This window comes from Streptomyces sp. NPDC001816, from assembly GCF_042892235.1.
Taxonomy (GTDB): Bacteria; Actinomycetota; Actinomycetes; order Streptomycetales; family Streptomycetaceae; genus Streptomyces.
This window is the reverse complement of record NZ_JBIATY010000004.1, coordinates 401,024-423,213: the sequence shown is the minus strand read 5'-3', so window position 1 is coordinate 423,213 and position 22,190 is coordinate 401,024. Positions and strand designations below refer to the sequence as shown.

The window sequence follows — 22,190 nt, the reverse complement described above, 5'->3', positions numbered from 1 at the left end:
CCGTGCCCTCTAGGCTTCCGGCATGACCTCACAGGCGTACCTCTCCGAACTGTTCTCGCTGGACGGCCGCGTCGCCGTGGTCACCGGCGGCAGCTCCGGCATCGGCCGGGCCATCACCGGGGCACTGGCGCGGGCCGGGGCGAGCGTGGTGGTCGTGGCGCGCAAGAAGGAGCAGCTGGCCGCCACGGTCGACGAGCTGACCGCCGACGGCTGCCGGGCCGCCTGGGTCAGCGCCGACCTGAGCACCCGCGAGGGCGTGCGCGCGGCGGCCGAGGAGGCGGCCGGGAAGTTCGGGGAGCCCGACATCCTCGTCAACTGCGCCGGGATCAACCTGCGGCCGCCGATGGGGGAGCTGGGCGAGGAGGTGTGGGACACCACCATGGCCGTGAACCTGGAGGCGCCCTACCTGCTGGGGCAGCGGTTCGGTCCCGGCATGGCCGAGCGGGGCTACGGCCGGATCATCCACATCACCTCCCAGCAGGCGCACCGGGCCTTCGTGCACAGCGGTGCCTACGGCGTCTCCAAGGGCGCACTGGAGTCACTGGCCCGCTCCCAGGCCGAGGCGTGGTCCCCACACGGCGTCACCGCCAACACCCTCGTCCCAGGCTTCGTGATGACCCCGCTGAACACGCGGCTGTCCTCCGACCCGGAGAGGGTGGCGGCACTGGCCGCACGCACGATGACCGGCCGGAACGGGCTGGCGGAGGACTTCGCGGGGGCGGTGGTGTTCTTGGCGAGCGGTGCGTCTGCTTATGTCACCGGGCAGTCGATCTTCGTGGACGGCGGGTTCTCGGTGCACTGAGTAGGGGGCCGTCCTTTGGCTGCGGGTCGGTGGGGGCTGGTCGCGCAGTTCCCCGCGCCCCTAGGGGGGTTGCAGTCCCGTCGGCCGCATGGGCACCGTACGTAGCTGCGGCAGCCCAGAGCCTGCGTAGCTGCGGGCAGTCGTGCCGCTTGGGGCGGCACGGGTGGGCGCAGCGGCACCCCGCAAGCGCGGGCAAGCGCAGCCCACCCCCGGCCAGCTGCAGCACCGGCAAGTTCACATCCGGCTGAGCCCCGCCGCAGCGAACAGCACATCCCTGATCGCCTCCCGGTCGCCCACCTGCCCCGCCGCAGCCTCCTCCGGAGGCACGTGCCCCGCGGCCAGCCGGCAGAACTCCACGCCGTCCAGGGCGACATGGGCCACCTCGAACTCCGCGGAGCCCACCGCCCCGGGCGAGTCCAGTGGGATCAGCCACTCCCCGCCGGCCGCCCCCTCGATCTCCAGCCGCAGGCTGCGCCCGGGCGCGCCCGCGGGAACGAGATGCGGGGTCTGCCCGGGCGCGGACAACCCCGCCCGGCGCCGCCCGGCCAGCGCCAGCGGCAGCATCCGCGCCGCGAGGTCGATCATCTTGTTCAGGTGACGCGGCGCGGGCGGCTCGTACGGATAGTCCACCGCCTCCGCGATGTCCTCCGCGTGCACCCAGCACTCGAAGGCGCGGTCCAGCATCGCGTCGTGCAACGGCAGTTCGAAGGGGCCGTACGGCACCGCGAGCCCGCCGGCGGTGCTGCCCGTGAAGGACACCGTCCGTACGACGTTGTGGCTCTGCTCCCGCCACGGCCCCCGCACCGACCGCGTCGGCGGAAAGTGGGACGCCCGCCAGAACGCCTCGGTACGCCCGGCCGGCCCCACAGCACCCTGCCCGCCGACCTCGCTCTTCTCGCCCTTCGCGAGGACCTCCGCCAGCGGATCCTCCAGACCGAGCGCCACCGCGACCAGCCCGTCCACCGACAGCAGATGCGCGATCACGCCGGCCACGGTGGTACGACGACTCGCCGGCGCGTCGCCCCTGAACCACCGCAGCCGCACCGGCGCATGCCACTCCGCGTCGCCGAAGTCCTGCAGCAGCGCGTCCAGTCGCGCGCTCTCGGCGTCGTAGGGAGCCGCCCACTCGGGCACCGGGATGCGCGGCGGCCGGCGGTCCAGGCAGCTCTCCAGGACTCGGGTGCGCAGGGCGGGGTCCAGGTCGAGGCTCTCGGGCTGGTGCAGCAGGCCGACCGCCTCGCGCAGCCGCAACGCCTCCTCGGCGCAGGACCCGCAGCTGCCGAGGTGTTCCTCCACGGCCGCCGTCTCGGCCGCCGAGCAGGCGGCCAGGGCCCAGGCGCCGAGAAGCGACTTCAGGACGTCGTGCGACAGGTCGAGCGGCACGGGCGGAAGGTCCCCCAGGTCGGCGAGGTCGGGCAGCGGCAACCCGCTGTCCTCGACGGAGGCGCGGGGCAGCGGTATCCGGGGCGACCGGCCGGTTCCGGACCCACCGCCACCCGGCGGCCCGTCACCGGAACCGGAACCCGAAGCCGAACCGTCACCGGGGCCCGCCCCCGCAGCGCCCTCGTACGCGTCGTGCCCGTCGTCCCTGCCGCCACCGTCGTACTTGTCGTCCCTGTCGTCCCCGTCGTGCGCCTCGAACCCTCCCGGCCAGTTCACACCGCACCCCCGTATCCCGGCGGAGTGCCGACGTCATGGGCGGTGGACAGCAGTTGCAGGCCGAGGCGGAGCCGGCGGCGGGCCTCGTCCTCGGTGACGCCGAGGTCGGTGGCGGTCTGGCGGTAGTCGCGGCGCTGGAAATAGGCCAGTTCCAGCGCGGCGCGCAGCGGGGCGGGCATGGAGTGGACGATGTAGTCGGCGCGGGCGGCGACCGAGGCGCGGTGCACCTTGCTCTCCAGGCCCTCCAGCTCCTCCGCGGAGCCGCTCTCGCCCCCGGTGAGCGCGGCGGTCTCGGTGGCGCGCAGTCGCTGCACGGCCAGCCGGTGGGTCACCGCGGCGACCCAGGAGCGCAGCGGACCCTCCTTGGGGTCGTAGCTGTCAGGGTGTTCCCAGACGTGGGCGAAGACCTCGCGGGTGACGCCGTCGGCGGCCCCCTCGTCGCCGAGGACGCGGTGGGCGAGGCTGTGCACGAGGGAGGCGAACCGGTCGTACAGCTCGCCGAGCGCGGCGGCCTCACCGCGCGCGAGCCGCTGCTGCATCTTGCGGTCCCAGCGGGGCGGTACGTCCTTCTGCGCCATGTTGCCCCTCCCCTCGTCGTCCGACGTGTCCAGCGTCTCTGCACCCTCGTCTCGAATGTAGTCGGCACCCCTGACTACGCACGCCCCTTTGTGTCAATGTGCGCCCCCCGAGGCGCCGCAGGTGATAGTGCCCTCTTCACACAATCTTCACTCAAAACGTGTCCAACTCCGATCGAACAGGATCGGTAGTGACTGAAACAAGCCCCTTGTCGATCGCTCGCGGTTTGTTGCCCGAAGTTTCAGGGAACCGCCGCTGGGCAGCCGCGCGGAGAGAAACGTAGGAACTGCTTCCGTTTCCGGGCGGTTCCGGGAGATCCGGCGAGCGGAGGGGCGTGGCCGTGGCGTTCAAGGTGACCAGCACCGAACAGGGTGCACAGGGCGAGTGGGCCGTGCTCCGGGTGTCCGGGGAGCTGGACCTGATGACCTCGCCGGTGCTGCGCCAGCGGGTCCATGACGTGGTGGCCGAGGGTCACCACAGCCTGATCCTGGACCTCTCCGAGGTCTTCTTCTGCGACTCCAGCGGGGTCGGCGTCCTGATCGCCGCCCGCCGGCTGATCCGCTCCTGCCAGGGCAGGCTGCGGCTGATCCTGCCGGACCGGGGTGCCGACGAGGGCTCGCACGTCAACCGGGTCCTCGGCGCGCTCGGCGTCCGCCGCCTCTTCGACGTCCGCCCCGACGTCGAGTCCGCCACCACCGACGAGGCGGGACCCCTCTCGGCCTGAGCCGCGCCGCGCCGATGCCACAAGGTTGTCGCAGAATTCCCCCGGTCTTGGCACATCCCCCGCCTTTCCGTCACCTCACCGCCTCCCGCGACGTACGCTCCCTGCCAGATCCACCCCCACGTCAACGTAAGGCGGCTCGAACAGACATGGTCAGCACCGAGTACGAGCGCAGGATCGCCGCCCGGTTCGCCACCTTCGACCAGGACGGCAACGGCTACATCGACCGCGAGGACTTCAACGCGGCGGCCAAGGCGCTGCTCGCCGAGTTCGCCGTCGCCGCCCGCTCCGACAAGGGCCAGGCGCTGTACGCCGGTGCGGAGGCCTTCTGGCAGGGCATGGCGGGCATCGCCGACCGGGACGGCGACCAGCGCATCACCCGCGAGGAGTTCGTCACCGGCGCGGTCAAGCGCCTGCGCGACAACCCCGACCGCTTCGCCGAGATCGCCCGCCCCTTCCTGCACGCGGCCCTGGCCGTGGCCGACCCGGACTCGGACGGCCACGCCACCCTCCCCGACGTGGCCCGCGTCCTGCGCGTCTTCCACGTACCGGCCGACATCGCCCGCACCACCGCCACCGCCCTCGACACGGACGGCGACGGCAGGGTCGGCGAGGCGGAGATCATCCCGGCGTTCGCGCGCTACTTCACCGTCCCGGAGTAGCGTCCGGCGGCTGCGAGAACCGCTCCCGCAGCCTGTACTTCAGCACCTTCCGCAGCGTCTCGTTCCGTGGAAGGGCGTCCACGACCTCCAGCCGCTCCGGCAGCTTGTGGACGGACAGCCCTTCCGTGCGCAGGTACGAGACGACCGACGGCAGCGTCAACTCTTCGGCGCCGGGCGGCTGTTCGATCACCGCGCAGACCAGTTCCCCGCGCTCCGCGTCCGGCAGGCCGATGACCGCGACGTCTCCCACTGCCGGATGTGCGGCCAGCAGGTCCTCGATCTCCTTGGCCGAGATGTTCTCGCCCTTGCGGATGATCACGTCCTTCAGGCGGCCGGTGAGCACGAGGTGGCCGGAGTCGGTGACGTGCCCGAGGTCGCCGGTGCGCAGGAAGCCCTCCGGATCGAAGGCCGCGGCCGTCTGGCCCGCGTCCAGGTAGCCCTGGCAGACGGCCTCGCCGCGCAGGCGGACCTCGCCGTCGACGATCCGTATCTCCATGCCCTGCGGTGGGCGGCCCTCGGTCGTCGCGAGGTTCTCGGGGGTGTCCTCGGGGTCGCCCATGGTGATCATCGGGACCTCGGTCATGCCGTAGCCGTGGGTGAGCTGTACGCCCATCTCCCGGACGACGGAGTGATAGACCTCCGGGGGCTTCGGAGCGCCGCCGCCCGCGAGGAGGCGGAGGGAGGGGATCACCTTCGTGTCCGGCTGTTTGCGCTGCTCGTTCAGGAACATCGAGTAGAACGCCGTCGAACCGCCGGCCACCGTGACCCCGTGCCGCCGGTACCCCTCCAGCGCGTCCGGCAGGGCGAACTGCTCGAACATCACCGCCGGGAAGCCGTACAGCAGCAGCATGACCGTGTAGTCCGGGCCGGCTATGTGCGCGTACGGGAACGCCATCGAGCCCACGTCGTCCGGGGTGAGGCGCAGGGCGTGGGCCAGGCAGGAGCCGCCCGCGATCAGGGAACGGTCCGTGTGCAGGACGCCCTTGGGGTCGGAGGTCGTGCCCGAGGTCCAGTAGATCCAGCGGACCGAAGTGCCTTCGGCGGGGGGCGCGGGCAGGGCGGAAGGGTCGGCCTCGGGCAGGGTGTCGTACGCCTCGAAGACGCCCTTCGCGCCGAGGCGGCGGGCCATCTCCGTGTGGTCGTGGCCGCGCCAGACGCCCGGTACGGCGAAGAACTCGGCCCTGGACTCGCGCAGTGCGAAGCCGACCTCGCGGTCCCGGTAGAAGGGGATGACCGGGGACTGGACGGCACCCAGGCGGGCCAGGGCGAAGGAGAGCAGAGCCGTCTCGATGCGCGTGGGCAGCTGCCAGGCGACCACCGTGCCCGGGCGGACGCCCATGCCGTACAGGCCCGCAGCCACCCGCTCGGCCCGCTCGCGCAGCTCGCCGAAGGTCAGCCGGCGGTCGTCCTGGAGGAGGACGGGGCGGTCGGGGGTGAGGTCGGCGCGGCGTACGACCAGCTCCCACAGCGTGCGGGAGGAACTCAAGGAGTGCGGGGTCTCGTTCACGTATGCCCCCTGCTTGGCTGACGACTCGTCAGGTGCCATGCTATCTGACGGACCATCAGATAAGTGCTGTCCGGCGGAGGGGACCATCGTGACCGAACTGCCCCGCATCATCAGCGTCGACGACCACGTGATCGAGCCAGCCCACCTCTTCGAGACCTGGCTGCCGGCGAAGTACCGGGACCGGGGTCCCAAGCCGCTGACCGCCGGGATCGGGGAGCTGGCATACGTCGGCGGGAAGTACCAGATCACCATGGACCCGGAGGGCCAGCCGACGGACTGGTGGATCTACGAGGACCTGAAGTTCCCGTACAAGCGCAACATCGCCGCCGTCGGCTTCGACCGGGACGAGATGACCCTGGAGGGGATCACCCGGGAGCAGATGCGCCGTGGCTGCTGGGACCCCAAGGCGCGGCTGGAGGACATGGACCTCAACCACGTCGAGGCCAGCCTCTGCTTCCCGACCTTCCCGCGCTTTTGCGGTCAGACCTTCGCCGAGGCGCACGACAAGGAGGTCGCGCTCGCGTGCGTCCGCGCCTACAACGACTGGATGGTGGAGGAGTGGTGCGGGGGCAGCGGGGGACGGCTGATCCCGCTGTGCCTCATTCCGCTGTGGGACGTGGAGCTGGCCGTCGCGGAGATCCGGCGCAACGCCGCGCGCGGGGTGCGGGCGGTGACCTTCTCCGAGATCCCCACCTATCTCGGGCTGCCGTCCATCCACTCCGGCTACTGGGACCCGTTCTTCGCGGTGTGCCAGGAGACCGGGACCGTCGTCAACATGCACATCGGCAGCAGCTCGCAGATGCCCGCCGCCTCCCCGGACGCCCCGCCCGCCGTCCAGGCCTCGCTCAGCTTCAACAATGCGATGGCCTCGATGATGGACTACCTCTTCAGCGGGGTGCTGGTGAAGTTCCCGACCCTCAAACTCGCCTACTCCGAAGGGCAGATGGGCTGGATCCCGTACGCCCTGGAGCGCGCCGACGACGTGTGGGAGGAGCACCGCGCCTGGGGCGGGGTGCGCGATCTGGTCCCGGAGCCGCCCTCGACGTACTACTACCGGCAGATCTTCTGCTGCTTCTTCCGCGACAAGCACGGGGTCGCGTCCCTGGACGTCGTCGGCCGCGACAACGCCACCTTCGAGACCGACTACCCGCACGTCGACTCGACCTTCCCGCACACCAAGGAGGTCGCCCTCGACCATGTGAAGGGCCTCGACGACGAGACCGTGTACAAGCTGATGCGGGGCAACGCCATCCGCATGCTGGGCCTGGACTTCGACCAGTGATGGACGTCTCGTACACGCCCGAGGAGGAGGAGTTCCGGGCCCGGCTGCGGGAGTGGCTCGCCAAGGTGCTGCCCACCCTGCCCGCCAAGCCGTCCCCGGACGACTGGCCCGGCCGCCGCGCCTACGACCTCGGCTGGCAGCGGATGCTGTACGACGCCGGGTACGCCGACGTTTATTGGGACTCCTCCCCGACCATGCGGCTGATCTTCCTGGAGGAGACGGAGAAGGCGGGCGCGCCCTATGTGGGGGCGAACTTTGTCGGGTTGCTGCATGCCGGGCCGACGATCGCCGCCGAGGGCACGGCCGGGCAGAAGGCCCGCTGGCTGCCGCCGATCCTGCGCGGGGACGAGGTGTGGTGCCAGGGGTTCAGCGAACCGGACGCCGGGTCCGACCTCGCCGCGCTGCGCACGCGCGCGCGTAGGGACGGCGACGACTACGTGGTGAGCGGGTCCAAGATCTGGACCTCGCACGCCGAGGTCGCGAACTGGTGCGAACTGCTGGTCCGTACGGACCCGGAGGCGCCCAGGCACAAGGGCATCACCTGGCTGGCCATGCCGATGGACGCCAAGGGCGTCACCGTACGGCCGCTGCGCACGCTCGCCGGGTCGGCGGAGTTCGCCGAGGTGTTCCTGGACGAGGTCCGGGTGCCGGTCGGCAACCGGGTCGGGGCGGAGAACGACGGCTGGCGCGTGACCATGGTGACGCTCTCCTTCGAGCGCGGCACGGCCTTCGTGGGCGAGGTCGTCGCCTGCCGCAGAGTGCTCGGCGAACTCGCCCGCACCGCGCGGGAGAACGGCCGCTGGGACGACCCCGTGCTGCGCCGGCGGCTCGGGCGGCTCAATGCCGAGTTCCGGGCGCTGTGGCGGCTGACCCAGTGGAACGTGAGCGAGGCGGAGGCCGGCGGCGGAGTACCAGGCGTCGGGGGTTCGGTTTTCAAACTGAGGTACTCGCACGCCCGTCAGGAGCTGTACGACACCGCCGCCGAGGTGCTCGGCCCGGACTGTCTCGACCTGGACCGGCCCTGGGTCCTCGACCGGCTCTCCTCGCTGTCGTACACGATCGCCGCCGGCACCTCGCAGATCCAGCGCAACATCGTCGCCGAGCGCATCCTCGGCCTGCCGAGGGGACGGTGACCGTGCGCTTCCGACTCGCCGAGGAGCAACGGGCGTTGCGGGCCGGGGTACGGCAGCTGCTGGAGCGCCGGTTCGGCGCGGACGCGCTGCGGGCGGCGGTGGCCCGGCCCGGGCACCTGGACCGGGACCTGTGGCGGGAGCTGGGCGCTGCCGGCCTGTTCGCGCTGCGGCTGCCGGAGACGGCGGGCGGGGTCGGACTCGGACTGCCGGAGGCGGTGCTGGTCTTCGAGGAGACCGGCCGCGCACTGCTGCCGGGGCCGGTGCTGGCCACCCACCTCGCCGCCGGGACCGTACCCGGGGCGGCCACCGGGGAGACCGTGGTGGCCCGTGTGGACGGCCCCCTGGTGGAGTGGCTGGACGCGGCGGACACCGTGACCGGGGACGCCTCCGGTGCCGTACCTCTGCGGTCGGTCGACCCGCTGACGCCCCTGCACCGCGTCCCCGGGCACGACGCCGGCGGGCCGGACCCGGAGGCCGTGCTCCTCACCGCCGCCGAGCAGCTCGGCACGGCCGCGCGCGCGTGCGAGCTGGCCGTGCAACACGCCCGGGCACGAAAGCAGTTCGGGCAGCCGATCGGAGCCTTCCAAGCCGTCAAACACCTGTGCGCCGACCTGCTGGTGCGCGCCGAGACGGCCCGGGTGGCGGTCTACGCGGCCGCCGTGACCGCCGACCCCGCGGACATCGCCGCCGCCCGGCTGCTCGCCGACGAGGCCGCCGTGCGCGGGGCCCGCGACTGCCTCCAGGTGCACGGCGGCATGGGCTTCACCTGGGAAGCAGAGGTCCATCTGCATCTCAAACGGGCCTGGGCGCGGGCCCAGCGCGGCGGGGGGAGTACGGAGAGTGAGGAAGTGTTGGCCGCAGATCTGGTGGCCTGACACTACGGCGACGCGCTGGTCTGGGCCGTGCGCAAAGCCGTGGCCCATGATGTCGCGGAACGTGGCATACCGGAATCACGGAGCGTCGATATCGGGTTGTGTCCATCGCGTGACCCGTCACGTCCTGGAGTCGGCGCCTCACTCCGGTACCTTCTGTGGGATGCGAGTGGCTGCGAGCCCGAGCCGTGCCGGTGACGCCCCCGGGGTGACGCCGGAACAGGCCTGTTCGACTCCCCGCTGCGAGCGTCGCACAGTATGCCGCACGGGTAATCCTTCGCGCTGGAATATGCCCGAAGCGCTTGTTGGGGTGACTGTACGTCAACCATGCTGTCTCGTAAGGGAGTCACGTTCCGTGACCCTTGCTCTGGCCGTTGTCCTGGCCATGCAGAGAATGGCTACGATCGTGGCCCTCGTCGCGGCGTGTGCGTGGCGCGGGGTCATGTGTCCGCCGGTTCGGATGGTGTGAGCGGTGCAGGTGCTTCAGGTGCAACTGGAAGTCCGACCCGACCCCACGGAGGTGGGGCGAGCCCGGAGATGGGCCCGTTCACGCCTGCTCGGGTCCGGTATAGAAGCCGACGAGTCGCTCGCCGAAACGCTGATCCTGCTCGTCTCCGAACTGGTCACCAACGCCGTGGTGCACACCGGCCGTCCGGCCGTGCTGCGGCTGTCCCTGCCCCCGGGCACGGCCGAATCCGCCACCGTCCGCCTCGAGGTGGCCGACACCAGCCCCCGCGCACCCGTCCCGCGCTGCGCCGGCAGCAACGCAACCGGCGGCCGGGGCCTGGCGCTCGTCGACTGCCTCGCCGACCGCTGGGGCTGGAGCCCCGAGGGTGCCGGCAAGAGCATCTGGTGCGAGCTGGACCGCTCGCAGCCCCGGGAGGGCGCAGCCGTGGCGTACGGGGGCGGGCGGTCCGCGTACGAGGACCTCGCGTTCGAAGCGGTGTAGGTCCCCGTGTGGTGTGCGCCGGGGGTGCATCCATGCGCGGCCACCGTGAATCGGGCGTACGTCATGAATCGCCGTATCGGTGTTGACGGCTTGTGACCGTTTGAACACGCTTGTGGGCGACGATTCGCCGTGAGGGGACGGCGAGGGCCTGGGTGATGGCGGTCCTCGTCGAGTGTGGGTCGCGCCGGGTGGCGGCGCGTGGTCGACGCAGGGGGGGCGCGCCGCCAACCGGGCTTCAGAGAACAGCGATCGGTGCCACGGGTGTCCCCGTCGCGCCGACGAACGGCTCCGGCATCGCCGACAGCAGGAACGCGTACCCGTTCGTTTCTCCACAGGCTGTGGACAACTCTTCGAGATTCCAGTTCTGGCCCTGGAGCATCCCCATCTCCACCAGGTCCAGCGCGTGCACCGGCAACCACAGATTCTCGATCTCGGGCGGAAAGATCTCAAAAGTGAGCGTGTCGTTCGCGACCGCGGCCACATCGCGCGCGTGGAACCACTCCGGGCAGCGCACCGAGAGGCCCGGTGACGGATAGCCGTACCCGTGCTTGTCCCCGGCCATATACACCTGCATCTGCCCGGTCCGCACCAGGACCACGTCCCCGGCCCGCACCCGCACCCCGCCGAACTCCTCGGCCGCCTCCAGGTCTTCCGGCGTGACCGCGTGCCCACCCGCCAGCCGGTCCACGCCACGCGCGCGTGCCACGTCCAGCAGCACCCCGCGCGAGACGACGTGCCGCGCCTTGTCGATGCCGCTGAACTCTGCGCCGGCGTGCGGGGTGACCGTGTGTGCCGGGCGGCCGTTGTAGAGCTTCCCGGAGTGCGAGACATGGGTCAGCGCGTCCCAGTGGGTGCCCGCCTGCAGACCCATGGTCACCGCGTCGTCGCTGCAGGCCACCGTGCCAGGACCGAACAGCTCCTGGTTGATCTGCACCATCGCGTGCAGCGGATTGACCCGCCCCGGGATCATCCCGGTCTGCACGCCGTCCTGCTGGAGCGGAAGGGCGAGGGGGACGCGCCGGCCCGTGCGGACGCAGGCGGCGGCCTCGCGGACGACCTGGTCGGTGATCAGGTTCAGGGTGCCGATCTCGTCGTCCGCCCCCCAACGCCCCCAGTTGTTCACGCGCTTGGCGATCTCGTGGAACTCGGCGGGCAGTGACATCCGATGCCTCCCCGGGGCTTGTGTCCGCACAACCGACGCGCCATAAAATCTAACGGTCCGTCAGAAACCGCGGGAAGGGGCCGGACGTGGGGAACTTCTTGGCAGGCAAGGTGGTCGCCGTGACGGGCGCCGGACGGGGCATCGGGCGAGCGGTCGCACTCGCGGCCGCGGCCGAGGGCGCGAAGGTCGTCGTCAACGACTACGGCGTCTCCATGGACGGGACCTCGCCGACCAGCGAGGTCGCCGAGGCCGTCGTCAAGGAGATCGAGGCGGCCGGGGGCGAGGCGATCGCCGTGGCCGACGACATCTCCACGATGGCGGGCGGGCAGCGGGTCGTGGACGCGGCGCTGGCATCGTACGGCCGCATCGACGGGGTTGTGTGTGTGGCCGGGATCCTGCGTGAGCGGATGCTGTTCAACATGTCCGAGCAGGAGTGGGACCCGGTGATCGCCACCCACCTCAAGGGCACGTTCACACTGTTCCGAGCCGCCTGTGCCGTGATGCGCAAGCAGCGGGCAGGGACCTTGATCGGGTTCACCAGCGGCAACCACCAGGGCTCCGTCTCCCAGGCCAACTACAGCGCGGCCAAGGGCGGCATCATCTCGCTCGTCCGCAGTGCGGCACTGGGGCTGCACAAGTACGGCGTGACGGCGAACGCGGTGGCCCCTGTGGCGCGTACGCGGATGTCCGCGAACGTTCCGATGGAGCTGAAGGAGATCGGGGAGCCGGAGGACGTCGCCGCGCTGGTGGTGTACCTGCTGTCCGACGCGGCGAAGGAGCAGGGGATCACCGGGCAGGTCTACACGATCGCCGGGCCGAAGATCGCGGTCTGGGCGCAGCCGCGGGAACTCCGTTCGGCCTACGGGGAGGGGGCCTGGACGCCGGAGAAGATCGCGGAGGTTCTGCCGGGGTCGGTGGGGGTGGATCCGATGCCGATGCTGTCCCAGCTCTTGGCGATGGAAGAGGCGGCGCGGGATGGTTCTCGGCCGAACGCCCGGTAGCGCCCCTGAGGGAGTTGCAGCGACCGGCGTGATGAGGAGGCCCCATGGACTTTGAATTCACCTCCGAGGACGAGGCGTTCCGTACCGAGGCTCGCGGCTGGCTTGCGGCGCATGCCGACAGCGCGCAGGACCGTCGTACCTGGGAACGTACGCTCGGGAAAGCCGGCTGGATCGGGATCGGCTGGCCCGAGGACGGCTACGGCAACCGGACCGCCACCCTCACCCAGCAGGTCGCCTGGGCCGAGGAGTACGCGCGGTCGGGTGCGCCCCCGCGCTCGGGGCACATCGGGGAGAACCTGCTTGCCCCCACCCTGATCATCCATGGCTCCGAGGAACAGAAGAGCCGTTTCCTGCCGCCGGTCGCCGCCGGGGAGGAACTGTGGTGTCAGGGGTACAGCGAGCCGGGTGCGGGGTCCGACCTGGCCGGGGTGCGGACGTCGGCGGTGCGTGACGGGGCGTCCTACCGGATCACCGGCCAGAAGATCTGGACCTCTCTCGCCCACGAGGCCGACTGGTGCTTCGTGCTGGCCCGGACCGATGCCGGGTCCCGTCGTCACCAGGGCCTCAGTTTTCTGCTCGTCCCCATGGACCAGCCGGGGCGTGTCGAGGTGCGGCCGATACGCCAGATGACCGGCACCAGCGAGTTCAACGAGGTCTTCTTCGACGGGGCACACGCGCGCGCGGAGCACGTCGTCGGCGGAGAGGGTCAGGGCTGGCGGGTGGCGATGAGCCTGCTGGGCTTCGAGCGCGGGGTGTCGACGCTGGCCCAACAGATCGGATTCGCCGAGGAGTTGGGGCGGGTCGTGCGGGCGGCCGTGCGTACCGGTGCCGTCGACGACCCGGTCGTACGGGCCCGGCTCGTACGGCAGTGGGCCGAGCTGCGGGCCATGCGCTGGAACGCCCTGCGCACCCTCGGCGGCTCCGGTGACGCGGGCGCGCCCAGTGTGGCCAAACTGCTGTGGGCGAACTGGCACCAGCGCCTTGGGGAGTTGGCGATGCAGGTGCGTGGTGCGGAGGCATCGGCTGGGCCGCGCGACTGGGCGCCGGCTGCGCCGTACGAACTCGACCCCGACCAGCATCTGTTCCTCTTCTCCCGGGCCGACACCATCTACGGCGGCTCGGACCAGGTCCAGCGCACGATCATCGCCGAGCGGGTGCTCGGTCTGCCGAGAGAGCCGAAGGGGGTCGTGTGATGCGCGGTGTGGTGTTCGACGGCAAGCAGGTGCAGGTGGTGGACGATCTGGCGGTACGGGAGCCCGGGCCCGGCGAGGTGCTGGTGGCGATCTCGGCGGCCGGGCTGTGCCACAGCGACCTTTCGGTGGTGGACGGCACCATCCCCTTCCCGGTGCCGGTGGTGCTGGGTCATGAGGGCGCGGGCGTGGTGGAGGCGGTCGGTGCGGGCGTCTCGCATGTCGCGCCCGGTGACCATGTGGCCCTGTCCACGCTGGCCAACTGCGGGACCTGCCCGGAGTGCGACCGGGGGCGCCCGACCATGTGCCGCCAGGCGATCGGCCGCCCGGGCCGGCCCTTCAGCCGCGGGGACCGGCCGGTTTACCAGTTCGCCTGCAACTCGGCCTTCGCGGAACGTACGGTCGTGAAGGCGGTGCAGGCGGTCCGCGTCCCGAAGGACATTCCGTTGTCGTCGGCCGCGCTGATCGGCTGCGGGGTGCTGACCGGGGTCGGCGCGGTCCTGAACCGGGCCCGGGTGGACCGCGGGGACACCGTGGTCGTCATCGGCACGGGCGGTATCGGCCTGAACGTCCTCCAGGGCGCGCGTCTTGCCGGAGCCCTGAGGATCGTGGCCGTGGACGCCAACCCGGCGAAGGAGGCGGCGGCCCGGCAGTTCGGCGCGACCGACTTCCTCACCTCGGCCGAGGGCGTGCGGGACCTCCTGCCGACGGGCGCCGACCACGTCTTCGAGTGCGTGGGCCGCGTCGAGCTGATCCGCCAGGCCATCGACCTCCTCGACCGCCACGGCCAGGCCGTCCTGCTCGGCATGCCCCGGGCGACCGCGGAGGCGTCCTTCGTCGTCTCCTCGATGTTCCTCGACAAGGCCATCCTGGGCTGCCGCTACGGCTCCTCGCGCCCCCAGCGGGACATCCCCCTGTACGCCGAGCTGTACCGCCAAGGCCGCCTGCTTCTCGATGAGTTGGTGACGGCGACCTATCCGGTGGAGGACTTCGAGAAGGCGCGGGCGGACGCGGAGGCGGGGCGGGTGGCGCGCGGGGTGCTGACGTTCTGAATCCGGATCGTCGAAGTTATCCACAGGCATGGAAAATTGCCTCGGTGGTTGTCGGTGGCGGCCCCTACCGTCATCGCATGACCTACCGCGACATCACCTCGAAGCAGGTGCTGACCTGGGCCTGCGTGTCCATCGGCGCCCGAATGCCAGTGGCCATGGCCCCGCTGGCCCTGGTCTTCCTGGTCCGGGAACGGCCGGGCGGCTACCCGCTGGGCGCCGCTCTCGCCGCGGTCTACGTGCTCGGCGAGATCCTCGGCGCCCCGGTCCTCGGCATGCGGATGAACCCCCGCCGGGCCCGCCCGCAGCTGGCCGCCGGCCTCGCCGCCGGTGCCGTCGGCTTCGCCGGCCTCGGCGCGCTGCCCGGCGCCCACCCCGTGATACTCGCGGCGTGCGCGTTCCTCGCCGGTGCCGCCCCCGCGGCGGCCGCCGGAGGACTGCGGGCCCTGCTCACCTCGCTGGTCCCTGAGCACGCGGCCGCGCAGGCGCTGTCGGCGGAGTCGATGCTGATGGCGGTCGTCTGGGCGGTGTCCCCGGCCGCGGTCACCGGCCTCGCGCTGGGTGTCGCCCCGGGCGTGCCGCTGCTGCTCGCGGCGGCCCTGATGGCCTCCTCGGTCGCGGGCCTGTGGCTGCTGCCGGAGGGCTGGCAGGCGGAGGAGCGGACCGAGGGGTCATCGAAACTCCGGGTGTTGGCGGGTGCCTGGCCGGCGTACGTCACCGGCGCCGCGGGCCTGTGCCTGCTCGCCCTCGCCGAACTGGTCCTGCCCGCCCTCCTGGAGCAGCGCGGGATCGGCGTCGGCTGGTCGGGGCCGCTGCTGCTCGGCATGTCGGTGACCTCAGGAGTGGGTGCGTTCCTGTACGGGCTGCGTACCTGGCCGGGTCGGCTCGCCACGCGCAGTGTGCTGCTGCTGTGCGGGATGTCGGCCGCCGCGGTCCTGCTCGCGCGGATACCCGACCTGGCCGGCATCGCCGCCGGGCTGGCGGTGGCGGGCTTGCTGCAGTCGGCGGCGATGCTCACCCGCAACCTGTCCCTGCGCGAGGCCCTCCCGTCCGGCGCGCTGGCAGCCGGCTACTCGGTCATGTACGCGGCCGCGGGCGCCGGTTATGCGGCCACGGGCTCCCTGGCGGGCGCCCTGCTGAAGCTGGCGGCCCCCTCCACGGCGGTTCTGGCAGGCGTGGTGCTGACGTTGATCCTCACCGGGATCGGCTGGTGGGGCGAGATACGCGGGCAGCGGTCCCGGGGCCGCAGGGAAGTCGAGGCGGCCGACGGAAGCGGCCGCAGCCGGACACCCACGGCCCCGTGACAGTCCTGCTCCGTCATCGCGGGGGCCCCGCCCCGTCGTCGGCCCCCGCCCGGAACGTCCGCCGGTAAGCCGTCGGGGTCACCCCGAGGGCCTGCTGCAGGTGCTGGCGCATCGACTGGGCCGTACCGAAGCCGGCGTCGCGGGCCACCTGGTCGACCGAGAGGTCGGTGGACTCCAGGAGGTGGCGGGCGCGTTCGACGCGCTGCTGGGTGAGCCACTGGCCGGGGCTGATGCCGGCCTCCTCGCGGAAGCGGCGGGTGAAGGTGCGGACCGACATGGCCTCCTGCTCGGCCATGTCCCGCAGCTGGATCGGCTCGTGCAGGCGGCCGAGGGCCCAGGCGCGGGCCGCGGTGGTGGTGGCGACCTGGGGGTCGGGGACGGGACGGTGGATGTACTGGGCCTGGCCGCCGTCGCGGTGGGGCGGGACGACCGTGCGGCGGGCCACGTCGTTGGCGACGGCCGTGCCGTGGTCGCGGCGCACCATGTGGAGGCACAGGTCGATCCCGGCGGCCACGCCGGCCGAGGTCAGCACGTCCCCGTCGTCGATGAACAGGACGTCCGCGTCCACCTTGATCCGCGGGAACATGCGCTGGAAGCGTTCGGCGTCCGCCCAGTGGGTCGTCGCCGGGCGGCCGTCCAGACGGCCGGCGGCGGCGAGGACGTAGACACCGGTGCAGATGGAGGCGAGGCGGGTGCCGGGGCGGATGCGGGCGAAGGCCGCGGTCAGCTCCTCGGTCAGCCTGCCCTCCTCGTAGACCGGGCCGAGTTCGTAGGACGCCGGGACGATCACCGTGTCGGCCGTTTCCAGCGCCTCCGGGCCGTTCACGACGTGCACCGCGAAGTCGGCGTCCGTCTCGACCGGGCCGGGCGGGCGGACCGAGCAGGTCACGACCTCGTACAGGTACCGGCCCTCGGCGTCCCGCGGGCGGCCGAAGATCCGGTGCGGGATGCCCAGCTCGAAGGGGAGCAGGCCGTCCAGTGCGAGGACGACGATCCGATGCGGACGAAACCCCTGGCCGGCAGTCATGACCTGATCCCTCTGTCGCCCCGACTCTCCATGGCCCGATCCTAACGAATGCTGGCCTTCGGGCCACTCGATGTGCGGGGTCCGAAACAGGACCCTCTATGACGTGACTCAGACAACCGAAGCCGCAGCTCCCGTCCAGGCCCCGCCCGGCCGACGCCACCGTGTGCACCGGGCCTGGTTCGTCGCCGCCGTCACGTTCGTCACGATCATCGGCGCGGCCGCCTTCCGTTCCCTGCCCGGCCTGCTCATCGACCCCCTGCACCAGGACTTCGGCTGGTCGCGCGGCACGATCGGCGCGGCCGTCTCGATCAACCTCGCGCTGTACGGGCTCACCGCGCCCTTCGCCGCCGCGCTGATGGACCGCTTCGGCATCCGCAAGGTGGTCGCCGTGGCGCTGACGGTGATCGCGCTCGGCTCCGGCCTCACCGTGTGGATGACGGCGGCCTGGCAGTTGCTGCTGTGCTGGGGACTGCTGGTCGGCCTCGGCTCGGGGTCGATGGCCCTCGCCTTCGCCGCGACGGTCACCAACCGCTGGTTCACCGAGCGGCGCGGGCTGGTCAGCGGCATCCTCACCGCCGCCTCCGCCTCCGGCCAGCTGATCTTCCTGCCGCTGCTGTCGTGGATGGTCGAGTCCTACGACTGGCGCCCGGCCGCCGTGACGGTCGCCCTCGCCGCCCTCGCGGTCGTCCCGTTCGTGTGGCTCCTGCTGCGCGACCACCCGGCCGACGTGGGCCTGAAGCCGTACGGCGCCCAGGAGTTCGTGCCGAAGCCGGCGCCGGTCACCGGGGCCGCCCGCCGCACCCTCAAGGTCCTCGGCTCGGCCGTGCGCACCGGTCCGTTCTGGCTGCTCGCCGGCACCTTCGCGATCTGCGGTGCCTCCACCAACGGCCTGATCCAGACGCACTTCGTGCCCGCCGCCCACGACCACGGCATGCCCGTCACGGCGGCGGCCTCGCTGCTCGCGGTCATCGGCGTGTTCGACGTCGTCGGCACGATCGCCTCCGGCTGGTTCACCGACCGCTTCGAACCGCGCCGCCTGCTGGCCGTCTACTACGCCCTGCGCGGCATCTCGCTCCTCTTCCTCCCCATGCTGCTGGGGCCGTCCGTCCACCCCCCGATGATCTTCTTCATCATCTTCTACGGCCTCGACTGGGTGGCCACGGTCCCGCCCACCCTCGCCCTGTGCCGGGAGCAGTACGGCGAGGACAGCGCCATCGTCTTCGGCTGGGTGCTCGCCTCCCACCAGGTCGGCGCGGCCCTCATAGCCTTCCTCGGCGGCGTCGCCCGCGACGTCTTCGGCACCTACGACATGGTCTGGTACGCCTCCGGCACCCTGTGCGCGGCGGCGGCCCTGATGGCCCTGGTGATCAGGCGAACCCCGACGGCCCCCGCATTGGCCGTATCCTGAACTCACCTGAACGGAAAGGGATGTTCGTGACACTCGGAATGGTTCTCGGCGACGTGGTCCTCGTGCCCGCCCACGTTGGATCACCCTCCCGAGGAGCATGCCGTGCCCCTGGTTCACTGGACCGAGAACGAACCCCTTTCCGCCCACTGGCACTCTGAGAGCAGCCTCCCGCCGCCGCGCCGTCTGATCGTCGCCGACGACCGCATGCGTGCCGCCACTGCATACCGCCACGCCTGCGAGGGCACCGCGCTGCTGTGGCGGGACGACTACCACGGCGCCCGCCAGCTGCTGGCCGCGCTGTCCCGCCGTATCAACCGCAAGGCACCGGACCCGGTGCCGACCGCATCCGCAACCTTCCACGCACAGCGCCGCTTCCGCGCCCACCGATCCCGAGTGCTGGCCCGCCTCCTGGTCCTCCTCGAGCCGGACCACACCCTGGCCCTGCGCCGCGCCCCGGACGTCCGCCAGGCCTGCACCGAGGCCTACGGCCCCCCGGCCGGCCCCACCCTCGTCCCGCTCCGCGAACTCCTGGGTGCACTCGGTGCCCACCAGTGGCGCGAGAAGGGCGTCATCGTCCCCGCCCTGGGCGCCGCCCGCATCCACCCGCACTACGGCGTCTTCGCCCCGGTGCGCGGCGAGTACGTCGACTTGGTGGCGGAGGCGCCGCTGCCCACCACCCCCACCACCGCTTTCGACCTGGGCACCGGCACTGGTGTGCTGGCCGCCGTCCTGGCCCGGCGCGGTGTGCGCCGCGTCATCGCGACCGACCTCAGCCCACGGGCCTGCGCCTGCGCCCGGGACAACGTCAGCCGCCTGGGCCTCGCGGACCGGGTCACGGTCACGGGCCCGGAGCTGTACCCGCCCGGCCGGGCCGCACTGGTCGTCTGCAACCCGCCCTGGCTCCCGGCTCGCCCCGCCTCCACCCTCGACCAGGGCGTGTACGACCCCGGCGGCGCCATGCTGCACGCCTTCCTGGCAGGCCTGCCCGCACATCTCGAACCCGGCGGCGAGGGCTGGCTGATCCTGTCCGACCTGGCCGAACACCTGGGCCTACGCACCCGCACCGAGCTGCTCGGGGCGATCGAGCAGGCGGGCCTCAAGCTGCTGTCCCGCACGAACACCCGCCCACGCCACCCACGCGCGACCGACCCCAGCGACCCCTTGCACACGGCCCGCGCGGCCGAGGTGACGTCATTGTGGCGGCTGGCGGTGCGCTGACCTTCATGCCGTAGAAGCGCGTCTATGGCGTCTGTCTGTCCCCGCTGTCCGCCTTACGCGGGCGGCGGGGCCTCTTCGTCTCTCGCCTTGGCATCAGAGGGGCCGGCGGCCGACCGCCAGCAGATGCGAACTCGCCGCCAGCAGGTCCGGATACGGCTCGGCCAGGCGTGCCGCAGTCAGTGCCGACTCGAACAGGGGCGTGTCCCGGAAGTCGCCGCCGGTGTTGCGCTCGGCTGCCGCGAGCATGGACCAGGCCGGGCCTTCGATCCCGAAGACCTCGGCATCGTCGAACCCGGCAGCGGTCACCTCGTCGCGCAGCTGCTCGCCACTGTGGAAATAGGCCGCTGTGAACGCCTTCTTCCCGTCGTGGATCTGGGAGGCGAGGATCTGGCTGATGCTCTTCTGCATCGGTTCCTTGTAGAGGTGCGCGAACGCGGCGTGCTCGAAGAGGCTGGAGTACCGGTTGATACCGGCCGCTGCCAGCAGACCGCCCGGCTTGAGCACGCGGTATGCCTCGCCGAGCGCCAGCTCGCGGTCGGCGCGGTCGATCAGGTGGTACAGCGGGCCGAGGAGCAGGACGACACCGACCGAACCGTCCCCGGCGGTGAGCTTGCGAGCATCGCCGACTTCGACGGTGGCACCCGAATGCTTGGCCTGTTCGACGTGCCGGGAGATCGGGTCGACGAGATGAACGTCGTAGCCGTCCTCGACCAGCCATCGGGCATGGGCGCCGGGGCCGCCGCCGACGTCGAGAATGCGGACCGGTGGCGTCGGCAGATACCGGCGTAGCAGCTCCTGGGTGCGCACCATCTCCAGGCGTCCGTCGGCTGTGGTGCTGAGCCTGTCTGCCTCGTCGATGGTCTCGGTGTAGAACCTCACGATCTCCGGCGCTAGCTCAGGGAGTGTCATGCGGGCATTCTGGTTCCCGAGCAGTGGACCAGTCCAGTGATCGGAAACATGCCTTATGCCCCTTCTGAAGTACGAACAGATCGCCGACGATCTCCGGACCCGGATCGCGGCGGGGGAGGTCGGCCCGGGCGACTTGCTGCCCTCAGGTCGTGACCTCGCCGAGCAGTGGGGCGTGTCCAGGGCCACCGTGGTCAAGGCGTACGACGTGCTGAGGGCCGATGGCCTGGTCGTGGCCCGGCAGGGCACTGGATTCACGGTTGTGGAGACGCCGATCGCGCGGTCGGCGGGCGGTCGTCAGGCCGGTTCCAGTCGCGTTGCGGGTGGTGCACCGTATCGGCGGCTGGGCATGCCGGACCGGCTCGTGCCGCCCGCTCACGTGGCTGAAGCCCTCGGTCTCGAACCCGGCGAGACCGCGCTGCGACGCATGCGCCTGGTGCTGCTCGACGACGGCTCGCCGGGGACGGTCGTCACCGCCTGGTTCCCGGTCGGGATCGCCGATGTGGCTCCCCGCCTGGCGTTGCCGGGCCCGATCGCCGAGGGCACCACGCACTATGTGCGCCGTGAAACCGGCCGTTCGCCCTGCGAAGGTGTCGACGTCACCACGGTGCGCCTGGCCAGTAACGAGGAAGCCCGGTTGCTAGAGGTGGAACAGCCGGCAGCCGTGGCCGTCGTGGTTCACACGGCCTATGACCAGGACCGGCTTCCATTGGTGTGCGAAGAGGGCGTCACGCCGTCGCACGTCTTCGAGGAGGTCGAGACATACCCGATGGGGTAGTGGCTCACTCAAGCGGCTTGACTGGACCGGTCCACCGGTCCAGTCTCTTTTTTGGCGCTGCGTCAGCACGCCGCGAATGCGGCCGTGTTGTGCCCGGCTGCCGAAAATGACGAAGCCCGGCGACCGCTGACACGGCCCCGGGCGCGGCCAACGCTTCTGAGGAGCGTCGACATGGCGAACGTTACAGCCTCACCTGATACCGGCCCACGGGGCGGCATGACGATCCGGGTCTACACCGTGAACCGCCACGGCACTGTCATCGCGGAGCGCGGCACGGTGAACGTCCTGCCCAGCGATGGGCCTCCACCGCTGAGCACGGCGTTTCCCGCGTGCGGCTGTCCGGGCTGTCGGAAGACCCGGGCGGCCGAGCAGTGAACGCCACGGCCGAGAGCGGCAATGCCACCGTGCCCCTGGACATCGGGACGATCCGCGAGACGGCGGCCATCCTGCTGGGCCCCGACGATGCACCCGACGCAGTGCCTCCAGCTCCAGGCGAGCTGGACACGCTCACTGCGATGCTGCGCGGTCACATGGAGCTGCTGATCCCCAAGGTGGCGGCGAAAGCCGGGCGACTGCCGCGAGACAGCGTCCCGCGGTACTGCGCGCTCGCCTGCGTCGGCGAGGCGAGGAGAAAGCAGCGGCTCGGAGACGGCTGCATGCCGCCTGTCCGCGTGGCCGTGGCGCGGAAGCTCGCCCGTTGTGTCAAAGCCCTGTGCGACCACTACGAGAACCTGGATGCCGAGCAGCCATGAGCGCGCGGCCATGAAGGCGATCGCCGGCTTGCTCGTCTACGTGGCGATCGTCTCTGCCCTGGTCCTCGCCCTGGTGCTGGCGCGGACGCCTGACTGACGCACCCCCATGGCGACCGCAGGGTCAGGGTCGCATCCCCCACAAACGCCTTCCGCCGTGGTTCGAAAGCCACGGCGGGAGGTGTTCCAACCCGAAGTGGCGGGTCGATGGCCTGGAATGAGCGGTCGGGTGGGG

21 protein-coding genes are annotated in these 22,190 nt (G+C 71.5%); 15 read left to right on the top strand and 6 right to left on the bottom strand.

All coding sequences use genetic code 11. The features are described 5' to 3' along the window. Nucleotides 1-22 precede the first annotated feature (22 nt). The gene (locus tag ACFYZZ_RS17455; RefSeq protein WP_389176420.1) at nt 23-802 is read left to right on the top strand and encodes an SDR family NAD(P)-dependent oxidoreductase; all 780 of its coding nucleotides are present in this window, start codon (nt 23-25) and stop codon (nt 800-802) included. A 234-nt stretch (nt 803-1,036) separates the two neighbouring features. Here the strand turns inward: ACFYZZ_RS17455 and ACFYZZ_RS17450 are convergent, their stop codons facing one another. After that, a complete protein-coding gene (locus tag ACFYZZ_RS17450; RefSeq protein ID WP_389176418.1) occupies nt 1,037-2,461 on the bottom strand; it encodes a zf-HC2 domain-containing protein in 1,425 nt (474 codons plus the stop codon). After that, nucleotides 2,458-3,039, bottom strand: a complete 582-nt coding sequence (locus ACFYZZ_RS17445; RefSeq protein WP_389176416.1) for an RNA polymerase sigma factor — start codon at nt 3,037-3,039, stop codon at nt 2,458-2,460. The genes ACFYZZ_RS17450 and ACFYZZ_RS17445 overlap by 4 nt, the downstream gene beginning before the upstream one ends. 332 nt (nt 3,040-3,371) lie before the next feature. Here ACFYZZ_RS17445 and ACFYZZ_RS17440 point away from each other — a divergent pair, with 332 nt between their 5' ends. Both ACFYZZ_RS17440 and ACFYZZ_RS17435 read left to right on the top strand, forming a co-directional pair. Continuing rightward, complete coding sequence (locus ACFYZZ_RS17440; protein ID WP_386573525.1) at nt 3,372-3,761, top strand: STAS domain-containing protein; 390 nt, start codon at nt 3,372-3,374, stop codon at nt 3,759-3,761. A 146-nt stretch (nt 3,762-3,907) separates the two neighbouring features. Beyond that, nucleotides 3,908-4,420 (top strand): EF-hand domain-containing protein, encoded by a 513-nt coding sequence (locus ACFYZZ_RS17435; protein ID WP_389176414.1) that lies wholly within the window; start codon nt 3,908-3,910, stop codon nt 4,418-4,420. Here the strand turns inward: ACFYZZ_RS17435 and ACFYZZ_RS17430 are convergent. Further along, nucleotides 4,404-5,927, bottom strand: coding sequence for a class I adenylate-forming enzyme family protein (locus ACFYZZ_RS17430; RefSeq protein WP_389176412.1), 1,524 nt, complete (start codon nt 5,925-5,927; stop codon nt 4,404-4,406). The genes ACFYZZ_RS17435 and ACFYZZ_RS17430 overlap by 17 nt on opposite strands. Nucleotides 5,928-6,015: 88 nt before the next feature. Here ACFYZZ_RS17430 and ACFYZZ_RS17425 point away from each other — a divergent pair, with 88 nt between their 5' ends. From ACFYZZ_RS17425 to ACFYZZ_RS17410, 4 genes are all read left to right on the top strand, one after another. Beyond that, entirely contained in the window at nt 6,016-7,209 is a 1,194-nt protein-coding gene (locus ACFYZZ_RS17425; protein ID WP_389176410.1) for an amidohydrolase family protein, read from the top strand. Beyond that, complete coding sequence (locus tag ACFYZZ_RS17420; protein WP_389176884.1) at nt 7,209-8,342, top strand: acyl-CoA dehydrogenase family protein; 1,134 nt, start codon at nt 7,209-7,211, stop codon at nt 8,340-8,342. The genes ACFYZZ_RS17425 and ACFYZZ_RS17420 overlap by 1 nt, the downstream gene beginning before the upstream one ends. A gap of 2 nt (nt 8,343-8,344) precedes the next feature. Further along, entirely contained in the window at nt 8,345-9,217 is an 873-nt protein-coding gene (locus ACFYZZ_RS17415; protein WP_389176408.1) for an acyl-CoA dehydrogenase family protein, read from the top strand. A 484-nt stretch (nt 9,218-9,701) separates the two neighbouring features. Further along, a complete protein-coding gene (locus ACFYZZ_RS17410; protein ID WP_389176406.1) occupies nt 9,702-10,163 on the top strand; it encodes an ATP-binding protein in 462 nt (153 codons plus the stop codon). A gap of 235 nt (nt 10,164-10,398) precedes the next feature. Here ACFYZZ_RS17410 and ACFYZZ_RS17405 read toward each other — a convergent pair whose 3' ends face one another. Next, on the bottom strand, nt 10,399-11,325 hold the full coding sequence (locus ACFYZZ_RS17405; RefSeq protein ID WP_389176404.1) for a cyclase family protein: 927 nt from the start codon (nt 11,323-11,325) through the stop codon (nt 10,399-10,401). 86 nt (nt 11,326-11,411) lie between these two features. On the opposite strand from ACFYZZ_RS17405, the gene ACFYZZ_RS17400 reads away from it, so the two are divergent. From ACFYZZ_RS17400 to ACFYZZ_RS17385, 4 genes are all read left to right on the top strand, one after another. Beyond that, the gene (locus ACFYZZ_RS17400; RefSeq protein ID WP_389176402.1) at nt 11,412-12,326 is read left to right on the top strand and encodes an SDR family NAD(P)-dependent oxidoreductase; all 915 of its coding nucleotides are present in this window, start codon (nt 11,412-11,414) and stop codon (nt 12,324-12,326) included. Nucleotides 12,327-12,370: 44 nt separating this feature from the next. Next, a complete protein-coding gene (locus ACFYZZ_RS17395) occupies nt 12,371-13,519 on the top strand; it encodes an acyl-CoA dehydrogenase family protein (RefSeq protein ID WP_389176400.1) in 1,149 nt (382 codons plus the stop codon). Further along, complete coding sequence (locus ACFYZZ_RS17390; protein ID WP_389176398.1) at nt 13,519-14,568, top strand: Zn-dependent alcohol dehydrogenase; 1,050 nt, start codon at nt 13,519-13,521, stop codon at nt 14,566-14,568. Before ACFYZZ_RS17395 ends, ACFYZZ_RS17390 begins: the two co-directional genes overlap by 1 nt. A gap of 77 nt (nt 14,569-14,645) precedes the next feature. Further along, nucleotides 14,646-15,869: an MFS transporter gene (locus tag ACFYZZ_RS17385; RefSeq protein WP_389176396.1), complete on the top strand. Its 1,224-nt coding sequence runs from the start codon at nt 14,646-14,648 to the stop codon at nt 15,867-15,869. 13 nt (nt 15,870-15,882) lie between these two features. On the opposite strand, the gene ACFYZZ_RS17380 is transcribed toward ACFYZZ_RS17385, so the two are convergent. Next, nucleotides 15,883-16,896 (bottom strand): GlxA family transcriptional regulator, encoded by a 1,014-nt coding sequence (locus ACFYZZ_RS17380; RefSeq protein WP_389176394.1) that lies wholly within the window; start codon nt 16,894-16,896, stop codon nt 15,883-15,885. A gap of 103 nt (nt 16,897-16,999) precedes the next feature. On the opposite strand from ACFYZZ_RS17380, the gene ACFYZZ_RS17375 reads away from it, so the two are divergent. Together ACFYZZ_RS17375 and ACFYZZ_RS17370 are read left to right on the top strand one after the other, a co-directional pair. After that, nucleotides 17,000-18,304 carry an MFS transporter gene (locus ACFYZZ_RS17375; protein WP_389176392.1) on the top strand — a complete coding sequence of 435 codons (1,305 nt, stop codon included), beginning with the start codon at nt 17,000-17,002 and terminating at the stop codon, nt 18,302-18,304. A gap of 102 nt (nt 18,305-18,406) precedes the next feature. Beyond that, nucleotides 18,407-19,522, top strand: coding sequence for a methyltransferase (locus ACFYZZ_RS17370; RefSeq protein WP_389176390.1), 1,116 nt, complete (start codon nt 18,407-18,409; stop codon nt 19,520-19,522). Between the two features lie 93 nt (nt 19,523-19,615). Here ACFYZZ_RS17370 and ACFYZZ_RS17365 read toward each other — a convergent pair whose 3' ends face one another. Beyond that, nucleotides 19,616-20,431: a class I SAM-dependent methyltransferase gene (locus tag ACFYZZ_RS17365; RefSeq protein ID WP_389176388.1), complete on the bottom strand. Its 816-nt coding sequence runs from the start codon at nt 20,429-20,431 to the stop codon at nt 19,616-19,618. A 55-nt stretch (nt 20,432-20,486) separates the two neighbouring features. Here ACFYZZ_RS17365 and ACFYZZ_RS17360 point away from each other — a divergent pair, with 55 nt between their 5' ends. Together ACFYZZ_RS17360 and ACFYZZ_RS17355 are read left to right on the top strand one after the other, a co-directional pair. Continuing rightward, nucleotides 20,487-21,206 carry a GntR family transcriptional regulator gene (locus ACFYZZ_RS17360; protein WP_389176386.1) on the top strand — a complete coding sequence of 240 codons (720 nt, stop codon included), beginning with the start codon at nt 20,487-20,489 and terminating at the stop codon, nt 21,204-21,206. A 329-nt stretch (nt 21,207-21,535) separates the two neighbouring features. Beyond that, nucleotides 21,536-21,958, top strand: coding sequence for a DUF6415 family natural product biosynthesis protein (locus ACFYZZ_RS17355; protein WP_389176385.1), 423 nt, complete (start codon nt 21,536-21,538; stop codon nt 21,956-21,958). Nucleotides 21,959-22,190: the final 232 nt, after the last annotated feature.